Source organism: Thalassobacillus sp. B23F22_16 (genome assembly GCF_043496955.1).
GTDB classification, from domain to species: domain Bacteria; phylum Bacillota; class Bacilli; order Bacillales; family Halobacillaceae; genus Thalassobacillus; species Thalassobacillus devorans_A.
The window spans coordinates 365,683-383,342 of the sequence record NZ_JBIEKD010000001.1; the positions used below are offsets into that span (position 1 = coordinate 365,683).

General features: G+C 42.6%; 17 protein-coding genes and 1 riboswitch. All 17 genes read right to left on the reverse strand.

The features are described from left to right. Positions 1 to 30: 30 nt before the first annotated feature. The 17 genes from ACGTNI_RS01785 to ACGTNI_RS01865 all read right to left on the reverse strand — a co-directional run bounded on the left by ACGTNI_RS01785 (position 31) and on the right by ACGTNI_RS01865 (position 17,633). Complete coding sequence (locus tag ACGTNI_RS01785) at positions 31 to 528, reverse strand: 3-isopropylmalate dehydratase small subunit (RefSeq protein ID WP_394459556.1); 498 nt, start codon at positions 526 to 528, stop codon at positions 31 to 33. After that, positions 525 to 1,775, reverse strand: coding sequence for a 3-isopropylmalate dehydratase large subunit (locus tag ACGTNI_RS01790; RefSeq protein ID WP_394459558.1), 1,251 nt, complete (start codon positions 1,773 to 1,775; stop codon positions 525 to 527). The genes ACGTNI_RS01785 and ACGTNI_RS01790 overlap by 4 nt, the downstream gene beginning before the upstream one ends. A 17-nt stretch (positions 1,776 to 1,792) precedes the next feature. Beyond that, entirely contained in the window at positions 1,793 to 2,554 is a 762-nt protein-coding gene (locus ACGTNI_RS01795) for an IclR family transcriptional regulator (RefSeq protein ID WP_394459560.1), read from the reverse strand. A 197-nt stretch (positions 2,555 to 2,751) separates the two neighbouring features. Then, positions 2,752 to 3,807 carry an AbrB family transcriptional regulator gene (locus tag ACGTNI_RS01800; RefSeq protein WP_394459562.1) on the reverse strand — a complete coding sequence of 352 codons (1,056 nt, stop codon included), beginning with the start codon at positions 3,805 to 3,807 and terminating at the stop codon, positions 2,752 to 2,754. Positions 3,808 to 3,829: 22 nt separating this feature from the next. Then, positions 3,830 to 5,338: a tripartite tricarboxylate transporter permease gene (locus tag ACGTNI_RS01805; RefSeq protein ID WP_394459564.1), complete on the reverse strand. Its 1,509-nt coding sequence runs from the start codon at positions 5,336 to 5,338 to the stop codon at positions 3,830 to 3,832. 27 nt (positions 5,339 to 5,365) lie between these two features. Further along, the gene (locus ACGTNI_RS01810) at positions 5,366 to 5,824 is read right to left on the reverse strand and encodes a tripartite tricarboxylate transporter TctB family protein (RefSeq protein ID WP_394459566.1); all 459 of its coding nucleotides are present in this window, start codon (positions 5,822 to 5,824) and stop codon (positions 5,366 to 5,368) included. Positions 5,825 to 5,849: 25 nt separating this feature from the next. Continuing rightward, positions 5,850 to 6,851 (reverse strand): tripartite tricarboxylate transporter substrate-binding protein, encoded by a 1,002-nt coding sequence (locus ACGTNI_RS01815; RefSeq protein WP_394459568.1) that lies wholly within the window; start codon positions 6,849 to 6,851, stop codon positions 5,850 to 5,852. Between the two features lie 525 nt (positions 6,852 to 7,376). Further along, the gene (locus ACGTNI_RS01820) at positions 7,377 to 7,742 is read right to left on the reverse strand and encodes a nuclear transport factor 2 family protein (RefSeq protein ID WP_394459570.1); all 366 of its coding nucleotides are present in this window, start codon (positions 7,740 to 7,742) and stop codon (positions 7,377 to 7,379) included. 524 nt (positions 7,743 to 8,266) lie between these two features. Further along, positions 8,267 to 9,175, reverse strand: coding sequence for a hypothetical protein (locus tag ACGTNI_RS01825; RefSeq protein WP_394459572.1), 909 nt, complete (start codon positions 9,173 to 9,175; stop codon positions 8,267 to 8,269). Positions 9,176 to 9,434: 259 nt separating this feature from the next. Beyond that, positions 9,435 to 11,411: a M6 family metalloprotease domain-containing protein gene (locus tag ACGTNI_RS01830; protein WP_394459574.1), complete on the reverse strand. Its 1,977-nt coding sequence runs from the start codon at positions 11,409 to 11,411 to the stop codon at positions 9,435 to 9,437. 212 nt (positions 11,412 to 11,623) lie between these two features. Beyond that, positions 11,624 to 12,640, reverse strand: coding sequence for a ThiF family adenylyltransferase (locus ACGTNI_RS01835; RefSeq protein ID WP_394459576.1), 1,017 nt, complete (start codon positions 12,638 to 12,640; stop codon positions 11,624 to 11,626). Next, positions 12,640 to 13,410 carry a thiazole synthase gene (locus ACGTNI_RS01840; protein WP_394459578.1) on the reverse strand — a complete coding sequence of 257 codons (771 nt, stop codon included), beginning with the start codon at positions 13,408 to 13,410 and terminating at the stop codon, positions 12,640 to 12,642. The genes ACGTNI_RS01835 and ACGTNI_RS01840 overlap by 1 nt, the downstream gene beginning before the upstream one ends. After that, positions 13,407 to 13,610 carry a sulfur carrier protein ThiS gene (gene thiS, locus ACGTNI_RS01845; protein ID WP_394459580.1) on the reverse strand — a complete coding sequence of 68 codons (204 nt, stop codon included), beginning with the start codon at positions 13,608 to 13,610 and terminating at the stop codon, positions 13,407 to 13,409. Before thiS ends, ACGTNI_RS01840 begins: the two co-directional genes overlap by 4 nt. Then, entirely contained in the window at positions 13,594 to 14,727 is a 1,134-nt protein-coding gene (gene thiO / locus ACGTNI_RS01850) for a glycine oxidase ThiO (protein ID WP_394459583.1), read from the reverse strand. The genes thiS and thiO overlap by 17 nt, the downstream gene beginning before the upstream one ends. Further along, on the reverse strand, positions 14,711 to 15,346 hold the full coding sequence (locus tag ACGTNI_RS01855; RefSeq protein WP_394459585.1) for a thiamine phosphate synthase: 636 nt from the start codon (positions 15,344 to 15,346) through the stop codon (positions 14,711 to 14,713). Before ACGTNI_RS01855 ends, thiO begins: the two co-directional genes overlap by 17 nt. A gap of 90 nt (positions 15,347 to 15,436) precedes the next feature. Continuing rightward, positions 15,437 to 15,549, reverse strand: a riboswitch (TPP riboswitch). A gap of 120 nt (positions 15,550 to 15,669) precedes the next feature. Continuing rightward, the gene (locus ACGTNI_RS01860) at positions 15,670 to 16,629 is read right to left on the reverse strand and encodes a 3-hydroxyacyl-CoA dehydrogenase family protein (protein WP_394459587.1); all 960 of its coding nucleotides are present in this window, start codon (positions 16,627 to 16,629) and stop codon (positions 15,670 to 15,672) included. A gap of 245 nt (positions 16,630 to 16,874) precedes the next feature. Next, a complete protein-coding gene (locus ACGTNI_RS01865) occupies positions 16,875 to 17,633 on the reverse strand; it encodes a fumarylacetoacetate hydrolase family protein (protein ID WP_394459590.1) in 759 nt (252 codons plus the stop codon). Positions 17,634 to 17,660: the final 27 nt, after the last annotated feature.

Here is a 17,660-nt window from a genome sequence, read left to right on the forward strand (position 1 = left end):
GTGTCTCCCCTCTTAAATTCTTCCATTCCATTAAAGAGATACGTAATCTCCGTGCTTTTTTAAAAACTTTGTCAGCCCTCCGTCATTCAAGATGTTAATCATGACATCCGGCATTTGCGTACCCTTATATGCTTTATTTTGAGTCAAATTGTCAACGTCACCAGCTGTTAGATCCACGGAAACTTCATCGTCTTGTTTAATATCATGGTCTGGTATTTCAATAACTGGAAGCCCGACATTGATAGCATTTCTGAAAAAAATTCTGGCAAATGATTTTGCAATGACAACCGAAACGCCGGCAGTTTTTAGTGCGAGGGGCGCCTGTTCCCGGGATGATCCACAGCCAAAATTATGCTCCGCTACCACAATGTCGCCTTCTTTCATTCTGGAACGAAATTCAGGATCTAAATCTTCCAGCACATGATCTGCCAAGTCTTGCAGATTAAGAGTTTTCGTGTACTTTCCAGGTATGATGCGGTCCGTATCGATATTATCTCCATATACATGAGCAGTGCCTTTCAAATTCATTGCAATACCCCCTCTTGCTCTACTTTTTTAGGATCTGTGATTTTACCATTTAAAGCCGATGCTGCTACTACTGCAGGAGATCCTAAGTAGACATTCGAGTCTGGATTTCCCATCCTCCCTCTAAAGTTACGATTGCTCGAAGAAATGACGGCTTCATCTTTCCCTGGTACACCCATGTGAGTGCCCACGCAAGGACCACAACCGGAAGTAAGGAATGTACAACCTGCATCCGTCAGCACCTCCACCGTTCCATCCTTTAATGCCTGCGTATAGACTTCTTTCGAAGCGGGAGCTATCAGCATTCGTACATCAGGATGAACCTTTCTCCCTTTTAATACTTCTGCTGCTTCGTGCAAATCTTCTAATCTGCCATTTGTGCAACTTCCTAGAAACGCCTGCTGGATAGGTACATCCACTACCTCAGAGATAGCTTTCACATCATCTGGTGAATGAGGGATAGATATCTGTGCTTCCAATTCGGAAACATTCACATCAATCACCTGCTCATACACCGCATCGGCATCAGCCTCCAAGTGATCGAACTCATAGCCTAAATCTAGCCCTCTAGTATTGACGAATCCTGCTTTTGCGCCCATTTCAATCGACATATTTGCAATTGTCATCCTGCTATCAAGTGTCATCGATTCAATTGCGTCACCTGTGTACTCAATCGCTTTATAGGTTGCCCCTTCAATTCCCATTTTTCCAACCAAATGTAAAATTAGATCTTTGGCTGAAACCCCTGGCTGCAAGGAACCTTTCAAGTTGATTTTTATCGTTTCGGGCACCTTGACCCATGTCTTACCGGTAAGCAGGACACCTGCTAGATCCGTGGAGCCCACCCCTGTTGCAAAAGCCCCGAGTGCCCCATATGTACATGTATGTGAATCAGCTCCTAATACCAAGTCACCAGGCTTCACATGTTGGTTTTCCACCATAAGCTGGTGGCAGATTCCTTCTCCTACATCATATAGTTTTACATTCTGTTCACTCGCAAATTCCCTCATCATGGTGTGTAAGTTAGCAATCCGCTCATTTGGTGCCGGTGCCGCATGGTCGATGACCAACACTACCTTTTCAGGATTCCATACTTTCTCTCCACCCATTTCTTCAAAAGCTTTAATGGTCAACGGTGCCGTAGTATCGGATGCCATGACCGCATCTACATTGACTACCGCTATTTCTCCTTGACTAACTTGTGAGTCTGCATGAGTGGAAATTATCTTTTCAATTAATGTCTGACTCATATTTTCTCCTCCCAACTTCAGCTTATATATCCCATTTTTTTCGAAATTTCTTTTGCCCCATTAATTGCGTTAGAGATGAACATCTCTTCTTTCTCCTCTGTCAAGCGCATGGCTAGACCAGAGATAGAAAGTCCTCCTATTAATTCCTTTTGCATATTGAATATAGGAGTAGAAATAGAATAGGCACCCAGCACACGGTCATTTTTACTTAAGCAATAACCGGCATTTCTTATATCCTGCAGTTCCTTTAAGAAGGATGCACTGTCAAATTCATCCCCGTTCATTTCCTTCCATTCCTGAATCACTTCTTCAATCACATTTTCTTCACAATGAGCCAGGAGAACCTTTCCTGATGCACCTCTTACTAACGGATAAGGATATCCAAGTTTTACAAACTGTCTGATATCCTCACTCCCATCCACCTTCTCAACGCACACTCGTCTGTTGGACTGAAGTACATTCAGACTGACTGTCTCGTTTGTTAGAGAAGATAGCTTCTTCAGCTCCGGAAGTGACTCTTTCCGGATATCAAGATTTTCAGCTACTATCTGTCCGAATCCTACAAAAGCTAGACTTAGACGATAGACACCCTCTTCCTCATTCTTTACGATCAGCCCCTTTTCTTTTAAAGATGTCAACAGCCGGAAGACGGTCGTACGGTTAAGTCCCGTCTTATTGACGAAATCGTTGACTGTAAGTTCTGGTTTGTTTAAAGAAAAACAGTATAGTAAGTCGACTGCCCTATCCACCGATTGCACGGTTTCTTTCGTTTTTGTCATTCAGCTTCACCTGCAGTTTTTTAAATTTTTATTGTTGATAAATTGTTTCGTTCGTAATGTGAACTTAAAGTTCACTATATGAATAAGTTACTTCGGAGTATAAATGTAAACGCATTCACTGTCAATGCCAATTATAGAATTTTCTAATAATTAGGGAGTGAAAAAGAAGAACCCATCCCCATTTTTGGGACAGGCTCCTAATTTAATTGCTGAACAATGATTGGAATGATAGTGACAATGGTTAAGATGCGAAATAAGTGCATCGTTACAACTGTAGGGACATTCGCTTGCTCTTCTTCTGCAATTAACACCATCTCGCTCATTCCAGCCGGTGCAAGTCCGCATATTGAAGTAGTTCTATCTACCTTCAATAGTTTCGTCAAAATCATAGCCAGCAATATAGCACTTACGATCGTTAGCAAGGAAATCAATAATGCAGGGATAATCAGTGTATGTAGTACATAAAAGGTTTCAGCCGTAAACGTGAGACCTATACTGCCGCCAATAAATGTCTGGATCATTCTTTTCACACGTATGGGTAATGGTGAATACATTTCAGTCTTGAAATTTATAAAAATAACTATGGCCATGGCACCCAATAAGGTTCCTAGAGGGAAACCCGTCATAAATCCCGCCAATCCTGCTATTAAAGCTGCTACTATTAACAACAAGTATTTTAAGGGTATAAAAGGATATTCCTCTTTTATATCAGGCTTATTTGGCATTTGCTTGTTCTTAGTAGATTGCTTTTTAGCAGATGTGTCCGTGAAAATACTAATGATGTAAGGGAAAGTCACCATAACTATCAGTAAACGGACAAAATGAAGGAATATGACTGCCGGGACCTCTAACCCAAGCGCTCCAGCCATCGTTGCCATTTCTACCATCCCACCTGGAGCTGAAGATAGAACGGCAACTGGCAAACTCACCTCATCAAAGGAACTGACAATAGCACCCGTACCTACTGTCATCATAATGATTACTAGTATGACGAAAACTATACTTTTGTTAAGTCGCGAAAATTGTTTTTTTGATAACTTAGTAAAGCTGAGTCCAATCATGATACCAAGGGCTATTTGCACAAAGAAAGATAAGGTGCTGGAGGGTTCAAATTCCAGCCAGTGCATTGCTTTTCCAACACCTACCATAAGTGTGGCCCCTAAGACTGCCCCCATGGGAATCCTAAGAAATATCCCTAAAAGGGAGCCTATAATAGCAAAAGTCGTGAAGATTCCAAAAGAAACCACTTGCATTACACACACCCCGTATCAGAAGTTAAGAGTTAGCTGACTCTTCTTTCTTCCACAACTTTTGTAAAAGAGGGTAAATAAATAAAAGTACAGTAATAATGGTCATGGTCATAAATATAGGCCTTTGAAGGAGTTCCATATACCTTCCTTCGTACAAGATGATAGTACGTGATAGCTCTCCGTCTATGGTGGCACCTAAAATCAATCCAAGCAGAAGAGCGATAATAGGATAATCCAACTTTCTCATCACAAGAGCCAGCACAGCGAATACTAAAGTAAGCACCACATCAATATAAACACCTCGCACTGAGAAAGCTCCTACAATTGAAAACAACATGACAATAGGAATCAACAGACGTGTAGGTACTAGTACAACTCTACTAAAATACCAGACAAATAATAGACCTACGCCAATCAGTAAGAAACCTTGAAAGAAGTTTCCGATAATAACTGCATAAGTCAACTCCATATGATCCCTTATCAGATATGGACCGGGAGTCAGCCCATGTATCATAAAAGCTGCCATTAGTACGGCTGTAGCACTGCCACCAGGAATGCCAAATGTCAGCATCGTCGCCATACCTCCACCTTCGGAGCCATTATTAGCAGACTCAGCAGCAATCAATCCTGAGGGATTACCTTTACCAAAGGAAGACTTTTCTTTCGAAAAAGTACGGGCCTGCGAATAACTTACAAGTGATGCCACCGTAGAGCCTGCCGCGGGCAATAGTCCAATAAACACGCCTATTAATGCGGAGCGAAAAACGTTCCATTTATCTTTGATTCCAGTGACCATCCCTTTTAATATCTGTCTGAAATTCTTCTCGGACATATTTTTCTCATCGTCCACAATAAACTTCCGCTGTACCAGGAAAAATAGTTCTGATATAGCCAGTAAGCCCATCAAGGCTGGAACGATTTCGATTCCTTCATACAATTCCGTGATGCCAAATGTGCCCCGCGGACGCCCAAAAGCCGTAGATCCAATTGTTCCCAAAAGAAGGCCGACAAAACCTGCTATCAGCGTTTTTACAATATCACCTTGTATAGTACTAATAATCGACAGAGCGAATAGTGTCAGAATCATCATTTCGGGCGCCTGGAAATTCAATACAAAACCTCCAAGGGGCTTTAAAAATAAAAATACAAGAATATACCCCAATAAACAGCCAATTACTGAAGAAACAAGCCCCATACCAAGGGCTTCATTTTGACGTCCTTGTCTTGTAAGGGGATAGCCATCCAGGGTTGTAGCCACCGCCCCAGGAGCACCTGGTATATTAAGCATTATGGCTGTTACACCCCCTGCATAGACTGAACCCGTAAAAATAGCCGATAGAAACATGATAGCCGTTATTGGTTCCATATGATAGGTGACAGGCAATAGTAAGGCTATCCCAAGCGTTCCAGAAACACCTGGGATAGCGCCTAGAATAACTCCTAGAATCAAACCTAATAAAATATAAAGCACTACATTTATGCTAGCCAGCATATTTATTGCTTCTAAGGACGCCGTTATATCTATTATTTCCATTTAACTCACCTGCCTTTGAGTCCTACGTTAAATGATGAATCCCTGAGGGAGGTCCACTCCCAGGAACCACACAAACATTATATATACAGCAATTAATAGAATAGTTGGAATTATTATTGATTCCCACCATTTTCGATTTTTCAGCACGAGATTCAATACAAGCACAAAGACGAAAGATGTTACAAAAAAGCCGATGACAGGTATCAACGCAACATAACCAACGACACTATAAACAAGGATAGCTTCTTTGCTTTTTCCCCATTTCCACCAATCCTTAAAAAATAATAACCCGCTCTCTTTGCTTCTAAATCCTTTATAAAGGGACCTGCCAGCATCGAATACCAGCAGGAACCCTAACCCTATCAAAAGCCACATTACCAAATTCTTTTCTTCTGGGTCTGGTAAAGTTCTTACATCGAAAAAATAAATTAACGCAAAAGCTCCAATACACAGTAAAAAAAGTAGGTTCTTAAGCTCATGTGTCATGACAATTGTTCCCTTCGCTCAAAGATTACTGGAACAAATCCTTATATTCATAGATGACTTCGACTGTTTCGCTCAGCTTTTCTGTTGCCTGGTCTGAAGGTACCCATTTTAAATACATATCTTGATTTTTTCCCCATTCTTTAAATTCTTCACTTGTCACAGCTTTTTCTATTGCTGCTTCAAGTTTATCCCATCTTTCAGTATGATCTTCCTGGAATTCTTTCTTTACTTGAATAAAACGTCGGTTGGATACTGCTGGTAAGTTGATATCATGTCCCATATCTGCTAATACTTCATTTATCAGCGGAACATCAGATGCATGCTCATAAGGCTCCTCACTGTAAACAGCCAACGGGCGCAAATCTTCTCCTGCTCCTGCCATAGTTCCTTCAATATCAGAAGCAATAAAGTCGACCTCTCCTCCCATCAATGCTGTCCTCATTGGCCCACCGCCATCATAAGGGACAGCTCTCACATCCATGTCGAGTTTATCAGTAACCATTTTTACAGCTATGTCAGACCAGGAACCTGAAATCATTGCATAACTCAATTTACCCGGGTTCTCTTCTATGCCTTTAAGTAAATCTTCCATTGTCTGATATTCAGAATCCTTATCCACCCAAATAGTTATTGGCGAAGAGTGTGTAATTCCTAATATGTCGAAGTCTTCAAATTCATAACCAGCTTCCCTGACAATGCCAGCTTCAAAGTGTGGATGGGATTGGTACACGATGTGTGTCCCGTCAGCTGGGTCACCATTTTTATGGGTGTTAGTGCCTGAAGCTCCACCCCCACCTTCTCTATTTTCAACTACAACAGATGTACCAAGTTCTTTTTCTAAAATAGGTGCTAAAGCTCTTGCCTGTCGATCAGCTGACCCTCCTGAGCTATAAGGAACAACCATAGTAATTTCTTCATTTGGCCAATCGCTCGCTTCTGCATTGTCACTGGCAGTTTCATTACTTCCACATGCCGCTAAAATAATCGATAACCAAACGGCTGCTATCACAGACCAAAATTTCTTCATAGATATTACTCCTCCCATTTTGTTAACGCTTTCATTATTTTCTAAAAAAAATTAACCTAATTTGCTTCCATTGTTCCTTTACTGCAATCCTTGTCACCATTTATTCCACTTATGTAGCAAAAAACAGTCGTTAATAGTTGGTGCCAATTTTGTTTATAAGTTTTCTAAATAGCCCTATTTATATAAATATCGTAAAGTATTAACACCTCCACTCTGTTCATAATGTGAACAGTAAATTCACATTGCGAATATGTATTTAGGAGTTTAAAACAAATTTTGATCATTGTCAACAGAATATTCAGAAAATAAAATTTCAAAAAAATAGTTTGCTAACTAACAGCTTTAGTAATTGTAAGGGTGATCATTTGTAATAAGAGACCCAAATTGAGCGCTATTTTGTTTTAAAATTGTCTATAAACAAGCTGGATGAAGCGATGGATTGCATGAAACAGAGTATACAAACGAATACAGTCAGCTGAAAGAAAAACAGGAAATCCCTAAGTTGGGATTTCCTATTCTACTTCTCTAATTAGGTATCGGCCTATCCGTAACCGTCCCCTGATGAAAATACAACCGCCATCTTTCCTCCTGATACCTCCAAATCGAGCTCCTAAGCGTATTGCGATTTTTCGTTTTGTTATGGATGAAATAAGTAGTTAACACAACATCAGATCCCAGCGGATGAAGCTCAAACTCATAAAGCTCCAGTTCATCGATATCCACCCCGCTGGTAATACACTCTTCCTTATAAATCATTCTCCCTGAACTGCCAATTTCAAAAAAGTCATCCGCCAGAATCTTATCCAGCTCTTCTGAAGATTTCCGCACATCCAGGTTCAAATGACTCTCCTCTAATTCTTTGATTTGCTCCATCAGATTCTTATTCCCCACACAACCACTCTCCTTTCCTGTGATTTTACCATTAACTGGAGGTTCTGGGGTGAGATTTTAAAATACCTGGTGGAGAGCACAAAGCAAGCATAAAAAACCTCACTCATTTAATGAGCGAGGTTTATCAATAGGTAATTCTACTAACATATTTAATCTTTTTTATTTTTTAGTATATTAATTATATAAGATAGCTGAGCTATTACGATAGATACTAAAATAATTAAAATCGACGAGTTATATGAAGCAAAATCAATATCACTTGTCAGTCTCCAAATAAAGGGTGGCAGTATAAAATGTAAAAGTATCGCTGCAACTATTACAATAAAAAAAACCCCTATAAAGCGTCCCATACTTATCCTCCTGTAAAAAATTTCCTTCTTATGTAAGTTGTATATAATAGTAGGCAATATCCTCAGCTTAACATAAGTTTCTATTACGAAAAATACAATATCCCAATTAGAAGAAATATAAAGGACAATAAGCTCATCCTATCTTACAATAGGTAAGCTTATTATCGTCTTTAATTAATAGGTAAGATCGACATGGGTATCTGTTGCGTTAGATTCACCAGCTCCAGATAATGAAAGACCTCCGTATGATAAAGAAATGCTGAAATATGAACTTGTAAGAGCATGGGCATAGTGGCCATATAAATCTGCAGTGTTAGAGCTGCTAAGATTTCTTTTAAACTTAAAATACATAAAACCTTGGTGGTCATAAGCCCCTTCATTGGTACCTACTACTTTCAAATCAAACTTATCACCATAACCATAGTAATTCTTTTTATCTGCACTATAATCAAACTCGTAATGTCTACCTAACCCATCTCTATAAGAATGCTCAGCAAATTCTGAACCTGAAATCTTATCAACATTATTTCCATGTGTTATGCCAATGGCGTCTTGGAAACCAACTCCAGGTCTTTGTAACCAATTATAACTAGTTTTTGCTAAATACTCTCCATTACTTAAATATGAGACAGATAAAGTTTGAGTTATCCAACCATCGTTCTCGGTATCATAAGCCGCTGATGCTGAATTTGTCTCAATAAAGCTACTTTTTGGGTTGTTTTTTTTCTTTTCTTCCTTGATTTTCTCAACTGCCTCTAATGCTTCTTTTTTAGATTTCTTAATCATTTTGGATTTAGTTTTACCATTCTCTTTATATACCTTTACCTTAAAATACTCTGTTTTAGAACTCTTAACAGTCCCATTAACACCTTTAAACTGTTCTTTAATATTATGTAGTGATGTTTTTGACATACTATTAATCTCTTGTTCTGAGAAACCAAACCCTTCTAGCCAAATTTTATCCTTTTTACTTACTTCCACTCTTTGATCGTCTAGCTGTGCAAAAACACTAGTTGGAAAGTTCAAACTCAAAGGTGTTAAACTTAATATTACAGCTAGTCCAACAATTAAAAATTTCTTCATTCCAAAAATCCCTCCTTAAATTATCGCATGAGAATAGTATCATGTTACAAAACTTATTCATAGTCATTTTGGGGTGATTTTTGAAAAATAGATAGTTAAACCCACCATAAATAGGTATAAAGAATTAGTTTTTATTACTTACAAAAGTTCATGAGATATTAAAGAATTAAATAGAAATTATGTTTAAATAACATCCCCATTAATATATTAATACCTGGCCCAAATGCTGAGCCAGGTACCTACAAATCTAGTTTTCTATTTACCTTACACCACCAGCACCAACACGGCGTATGACCGATACAGATGCTGCTTCATCAGTCTCAGAAGTCGCCGTGAATGTCAGTTCTGTCGGCTTGGAACGCTTATCAGGGATCTGTACATAAACAGGTACTTCCACCGTTTCACCTGGTGCTACTTCTACGACATCATGCTGAAGCATGGTATCCCAATCTGCTTCTACGTCAGCATCGACACGGAAAATGTCTGTTTCTTCACCAGTGTTGGTGACAGAGAAGTTATACGTAGCAACTCGTCCTGGGACCGCTCGATTCACTTCTCCTGCTTCCGCTTCGACACCGCGTTCAAAGTCGCCGGCGCCATCGAGATGACGGACAGCCACTCGATAGGAAAGGACACCTTCCTCGTCTTTATTCTTATCCAATACATAGAAGTGAAGGCGATTATGTTCATCGACATATTCATCGACTACCCCTTCATCCGTACCAGCTTTGAAAAGGGCATCTGCGAGCTGGCGATAATCTCCCTTAGAATACATGGCAATGGATCCATCCGGTCTGACAAAGTCCACTTGTTCGATGTCTTCCGGATGGGAATCGATTGCCCAGATGTTTGGTGGTCTCTCCGAGTTTTTCGTTTTTGCCATCAATACACCAGAATCTGTCTGGAAGGAGTCGAATCCGACACGGTCAACCACTTCGATCGTGTAGTTGTCGTACCACTTTTCCCCTCGCTGCATATCGGCACGCCAGTCATCTTCCAGGGAGTTTGCTGGTGCTAAGTCTTCCATTTCAATATTGATACCTAGCAATCCATCACGGTCAAATTCTTCCCCGACAGGAACTTCCCTTGCTGTGATATCGGCAAATACCGGTCCTGTTTCTGCCAATTCATCACGGTCAACATTCAAGTATTGATCTTCTGTCAGAAAACCTTGCTTGATTTTATTACGCAGCATATGATGCGATGGTGCCGATGCCCCCATTGTCGGCATGACCATCCAGCGGGTATGCGGGCCGCCCGGGCCGTTGAAGCTTCCCCGGCTCATCAATTCCCATGGACCAGAATAAGACCTGGAAACCGGGTTTCCATATGGATTGTTATAGTTATCGCCAAGATTCATGATATGTCCGAACTCATGGGCGAACGTCCCCATCCCGTCATTCTCACCCTGAATGGATACGCCTCTGCCTGCGCGTGACCATAGGCTTTTGGCAGCTACCCAGGAAGTCCAATCGACATAGCGGGTATTCGCCCAGTTAGGCATGTCTGGAAATTCTGCCGGCGGACCGAATTTGTCGGTCACATCTTCCGGATTCATGAACATCATTTCGCCAAATTCCTGCCAGACACCGGACTCATCGTAGCCGGCATGAAGCACGAACGTAAAATCGTATTCCTCACCAGATGCTTCGATGTCTTCTTCCGCTATTTCCAAAGCATCGCTTCTCAAATCATAGGTTTCATCGTAGCCAGGCGGCAGATTCTCCTGCTGGCCGAACTCTCCCATTCCATATTCAAACTCTGTGTGGTCCATCCTGTATGTACCGAAGGCATCGATCTCAACCGCCCATTTCCCATAAGAATTCTCTCTCCAGAATTCATCAATCGTACGGTAGTTATTTAATGCACTCGGCTCTGTCAAAAAGTCTTCCCAGAACTCCGGAATATCCTCTCTCGGTATATTGCCGTTGATCGGATTACCGGCCAGTTCAGATCCTTCCGCCTGACTCAAAATAAACTCCCGATCCGGAAAGTCCACCACGACTAGTGCTCCTTTCAGCACCCTGTCCGGTTCCACATCGGCATTACGCCAATCAATTCCCGGTACCGGCTGATAATCGTCCCACGTCATGTCTTCCGGCAGCTCCCAGGACTCTTCATCCACTGGATCCGGAAAAGCAGGCAGTCCAGGCTTCGCCGCAAAAACTGAGGTGGCTGACCCGAATGTAAGAAGGAAAACAAATGCAACCGACAATAAACTTCGAACTGATCTCAAATCTATCATCCTCCCTAGTAGATTTGAGGACCATTCTATCACTCTCTCTATGACATTTATATTCATAAAATTCCAAATTTTGAAAAACAGGTGGAAAGTTGTAAATTACTAGGTATTTATGCAGAGCGATTCTTGTCGAAAACTCGTTTATTATGCCAGCTATCTTCCAACAGTGTGTTACCATTTTCTGGAGGACCTGGGGTGTCTTTGACTTACGCTTCCACATAGCGATGATACAACTTTTTCGCTTCCTGCACATCTTCCACACCATGGATTAATGTTCTTCCATCCTTAAAAACGACGAATCGCTTCTCCTCCATATGAAACCGGAGGAGTACCTCATTTACCCTGGCTTCCCCGGCAAGCGGTTCGATCCGCTGGGCTAACCGCTCCAGGTTGACGTTTTCTTTCCGGCCCGGTCGGACTTGGACCGTATCTCTTCCGCACAGGACGGCGGTTCGGATGCCTTTTTCCTTTTTCAAATAAGGAAACTGAGCTTCCGCAGAGCAAGAAGCACACTGTGGGTCTTTGAGTTTTGCTACATCAATTGAACTGTACTGCCTCCCCCACACATCAAAAGAAACCAGATGCGTCGACATCGAATGCCCCGTAAGGAACTTCAGACATTCTGCCGTCTGATAGGCGGCGGTAACCTGGACAGCCGGTCCGATAATGCCGGCAGTCTCACAAGTTTCCCCGTCCTGCGGCAGCTGATCGATCAGGCATTGGAGGCACGGGGTTTGACCAGGCAGGATCGAAAGCGATATGCCATCGCTTTTGACACACCCGCCATAGATCCAGGGAACCTTATATTTACAGGCGGCATCATTAATGATGAAACGCGTGTTGAAATTATCGGTCCCATCAATCACCATGTCTACATCTTTCAACAGCAGCTCTGCATTTTCCGGGTCAAATTCTTCAGCAATTCCTACTACTTCGATCGTAGAGTTGATCGCTTTCAGCCTGGCTTCCGCTGCTTTTGCTTTCGCCCTCGAGCTTGCAGCATCTTCTTCCGTGTACAGCTGTTGTCTCGCAAGGTTGCTCCACTCAATATAATCGCGGTCGATAATCGTAATCCTACCAATCCCAGCTCTCGCCAGCATTTCGGCATTGGCACTGCCTAAAGCGCCTGCTCCGACGATGAGTACATGTTTTTCAGCTAAAAGCGCTTGTCCTTCTTTCCCGATCGGGGCAAACCGCTCCTGACGGGAGTACCGTTCTGCCATCAGGTGACCAGCCCGCTTTCCGGACTGCTTTTTATTCCGTACGCCTTCTTCCCGATTCTTCCTGCCTCATACCCGAGTCTTCCTGCTTGAATAGCGAGCTTCATAGCCTCTGCCATTTTGACCGGATCACCGGCACCAGACACGGCAGTATTCAGTAGGACACCATCGGCCCCAAGCTCCATCGCATGAGCGGCATCCTTCGGAGAACCGATTCCTGCATCGACGATGACCGGGATTTCTGACTGTTCGATAATAAATTGCAGGTTCATCTCATTGATAATTCCCCTGCCGGATCCGATGGGAGAAGCCCCTGGCATGATCGCATGAATGCCCGCTTCCTCTAACCGTTTCGCTAACACAACGTCATCCGATGTATACGTAAGCACCGTGAATCCTTCCTCCAACAGCTGCACGGACGCCTTCATCGTTTCAAACGGATCCGGTAATAGCGTTTTGTCACAGCCGATCACTTCGACTTTGATCATGTCACATAAACCGGAGGCACGGGCAAGGCGCGCGATCCTGACTGCTTCTTCCGCTGTCTTGGCACCAGCCGTGTTCGGAAGCAGGCTGTACTTATCAAGGTCCAATTCTTCCAGCAGGTTCGGTTCGTCTTTATCAAAAATATCCATTCTCCTGACAGCGAACGTAAGAATTTCCGTTTCGGAAGCGGCCACTGCTTCTTTTTGTTCTGCAAAACTCGGATACTTCCCTGTCCCCAGCATCAATCTTGATTGAAATGTCTTTTCACCAATCGTTAACATGTTCATCCTCCTCCAACAAAATGTACGATTTCAACCCTGTCTCCATCGGCAAGTTTCGTATGTTCATAATCAAGTCTGCGGATAATTTCTTTATTGTGCTCCACCACGGAAATCTTTTTCTTAATGTCATAGGAATCAAGCAGTTCCGATACTGTTGTGATATGGTCAGGTAAATCAATGCTTCTTCCGTTAAGTTGAATATTCATAACTGGATGCTCCTTTCTTATCCAAACGCTTCGGTGAAAACAACTCCCGGAAAGCCTGAGGTACGTCTTGCTTCGTAATCAGATCCTTCATCATCTGCCCCGTAGCAGGTGCCAGTAAAATGCCATTTCGGTAGTGCCCGGTGGCAAAGTAGAATCCCGTAAGTGCCGGGTGCTCTCCTATGATCGGCAACCCATCGACAGACCCCGGCCGGATTCCTGACCAGAACTCCTGCATCGGTTCTTCTTTCAGTTCTGGAAAAACTGCAAACACACGATGCATCAGATCCGCCAGTCCTCCAGCGGTCGTTCCTGAACTTAAGTCATCAGGTTTGGACGTGGCTCCAACGATGTAACGTCCATCCGGTTTCGGGACGATGTAAAAATCGTTAAAGAACAACGCTTCCTTAAAATAATGCTTGCCTGGTTGAATCGAAAAGCATTCCCCCTTCACAGGTACGATTGGGTTATTCATCCCTGTCGCTTCAAACCATCGCCCACTGTCCGCTCCGGAAGCTGCCACAACCCGGCTCGCTGTTACAGAAGCATTCTCTAATTGCACCGTGAACATGTCCTCCGTTTTTGTTACATCAAAAACATTTGTGTTTTCCAGTAAGTCGCCGCCATAAAGCAAGGCCGCCCGTTTCAAAGCTTCGCAAGTGGCAGTTGGTTCGACATGGCCATCCTTAGTCATAAACAATGCCCCGGAAACCTCCGGCGGAAGATCAGGCACTTTATCCCTTACCTGTTCGGCTTCCAGCCATTCCAGGCTGGTGAACGCATGTTTTTTCTCCAGGAGCTCCTGTTTATGCCCTTCATCCATCGCGACTTCCATCATTCCAAACGGAGAAAGCCCGATATCAATCGCTGTTAGTTCATGAAGTTCCTTCCTTAAGACTTGATATAAATCTCTGCTTTTTTCACAAAATTCATGATAGGCATCGGATGCCTGGTGCTCCGTATGAACCCCGAGCATCCCTGCGGCTGCTTTCGTAGATTTCTGGCCACTCACCTGCTTATCAATGACAACGGCACGGACCCAGCTTTTGTTCAAATAGTAGGAAATAGAATGACCAATGATGCCACCGCCAATGATCACGACATCATAATGTTCCTTCATGGATCGTTAGCTCCTTTACATACCTTTTTACAGCTTGAAGCGGTTGTGCAGCCTCGAAGATCCCCGACATGACAGCAACCCCCGCGGCACCCGCTTCCTGTATTTCTAGTATTCTATCGGGAGTGATACCACCAATCGCGATCACAGGAATATCAATCGAAGAAGTGATAGATTCGAGCTCCTCAAGGCCTCTTGGCTCCATTCCTTTTTTGCTGCTTGTTGCATAAACATGACCAAACATCACATAATCGGCACCTTCCTCCTCTGCCTGTTTTGCCGCTTGAAGGGAATGAACCGAGACCCCAACCTTCAGAGAAGGATCCGTCTGTTTCACCTTAGTCACCCCGGAGCCCTTTTCTTTCAGGTGAATATTGGGGGCTCCAGTCTCACCGGCAACATCTAATCGACTATGGATACACAGCTTGTCCCTATTAACTCCGCTTGCAATTAACCCTTCTACTATCGACTGATAGTCAGCATCATTCATGTGAGTTTCTCTTAGAATAATGAGATCTACCAATGGTTCAATTTCTGCAATTGCCGCTGACAACGTCTGCCTTCTCATCTTTCCATTTGTCACTGCCACCAGTTTCATACCCAGCACACCTTTTTTAAGCATTAAAAATACCACTTCCCCCGGAGGAAAAGTGGTATGTCCCATTTACTTAAGTCGACAATCGTGAAAGAAACATAGACTTGCTCTTTCACGACGCCATCGTCGTCACTTTCCTCCGCTGGTGTTTCAAGCCAGATCAGGTTCCGAGGGTCCCAAAGTTATACTTTGATCTCAGCCTTAAAGGAAAGGCACCCCTAGTGAATATTTTTATGCAGTTTTTGGAAAACGCTTCATCTATTACTTTACAATAATTTCGCATTCTAGTCCAGTTTATTTTCTGATTTTTCCGAGCATTGATTGGTGATTTCTATAGCCACCTCTTCCTATTAAGAAAAAGAGTTAATATTTTGCTGATCACTTTTTTGCTGTAAAAGTTTCAGGAGATCCAGGAAATGGTCGTCCCGTGTATGAATCGCTTGTTCCCCGTGATCCTCATATTGGTAAAAACCTTGGTTCGTTCTAATCCCATGCTGATCGTTCTCCACCATTTCCTTTAAGAAGGAAGGGACTTCTCTTGTATTCGATAGATCTTCTAATATCTTTCCAACCATCGCTTGTGTGGTTTGCAGGCCGGCTAAATCCTGACTTTCCATCGGTCCGCAGAAAGCCCACTTAAAGCCCATGCTTCCTTTCATGGCAATATCAATATCTTCTGCCGTAGCCACTCCCTCTTCCATTAAGTGGAATGCTTCGCGAAGCATAGCTACTTGAACGCGGTTGACGATAAATCCTGAAATTTCTTTTTTCAGGACTACTGGCGATTTTCCGATTTCTTTCATTAAATCATAAGTTGTTTCGACGACGGTTTCCTCTGTTTTTTCTCCCTTAACAATCTCCACAATTGGTACCAGTTGTGGCGGGTTGAAAAAGTGAGTAATGACAAACCTTTCCGGATGCTTCGCTTTTTGAGTTAATTCCTCCAGTGGAAAAGTGGACGTATTAGACGAAATAATCGTTTCGTCTGAAACACTATCCTCGATGATTTCGTATGTATCCAGTTTTTTCTCCAGATCTTCCGGTATGGATTCAAAAATAAAGTCAGCACCTTCAATAGCTTCATGCAAATCGGTTGTATACGTGATACGCTCCAGCGTCTGATTCATCTCGTCCTCTGTCAGCATCTCTTTATCAACCATGATTTTTAAGCTATTCGTCATGAGTTCTCTTGCATCTTCCAATGATGACGCTCGTCTGGCCCGGATTTTTACATTTTTTCCTGCCTGGGCAAATAATTGAGCAGCGCCATGCCCCATCACACCTGCTCCAAGTACGGTAATATTTTTCATTTTACTACCCCTTTTATATGGTTATTTTTATAAGATTACGTTCGCCCCTGTTTCTTCATCAAATGTAACATGTTTGCCAAAAGCACGCTCTCCATCACCTGGATATGAAGTATTAACTCTACTATCTATTCTAAAAATATTTCGACATTTATGAAACTTCGAATTCCGCTATATGCAACAACTTAGATTTTTTCACACAAATGAAAAACCCACTTCAGCATTCTGCTTAAGTGGATTCCTTCAGACTATTCAATCACTTGGTTTTCCAGCTTTCCGATCCCTTCTATTTCGATTTCGATATGATCGCCAGGCTTAAGCGGTCCCACTCCAGAAGGGGTTCCGGTGATAATCACATCCCCAGGGTTCAAGGTCATCACTTCTGTCACCTTGACAATCAAGTCCTCGATTTTATGAATGAGGTCATTCGTATTCGAGTGTTGTCTCACTTCACCGTTAATGGACAGCTTTATATCTACATGATTAGGATCCAGGCCTGTTTCAATTACCGGCCCCAGTGGTTTAAAAGTAGGAAAGGATTTAGCTCTAGTAAATTGTCCATCCTTTTTTTGAAGGTCCCTGTCCGAAATATCGTTATTGCACGTATAACCGAATACATACGACAACGCTTCATCCCTTGAGACATCTTTTGCTTCTTTTCCTATCACGACTGCGAGCTCTGCTTCGTAATCAATTCTGTGTTCCAAATTTGGTAAGGTCACTTTGTCTTCATGACCAATAATAGCTGTCGGGGAGACCATGAACATCATCGGCTCCTCAGGGATCGGCATCCCGCTTTCCTCGGCATGAAGGGCATAATTCAATCCGATGGCCACCAGCTGCCCTGGCACGACCGGTGGTAAAAGTTTCACTTCATTTAAATTAAAAGTAGTGTCGAGTTTACCTGGTGTCCCTTGCAAAAAGTCCCCGTCTAATTTTGTGATTGTATCTCCCTCTAATACTCCATACATTACTTCTTCCTTTACTGCAAACCGTACATATTTCATTAAAATAAATCCTCCCTTCTGTCTTTT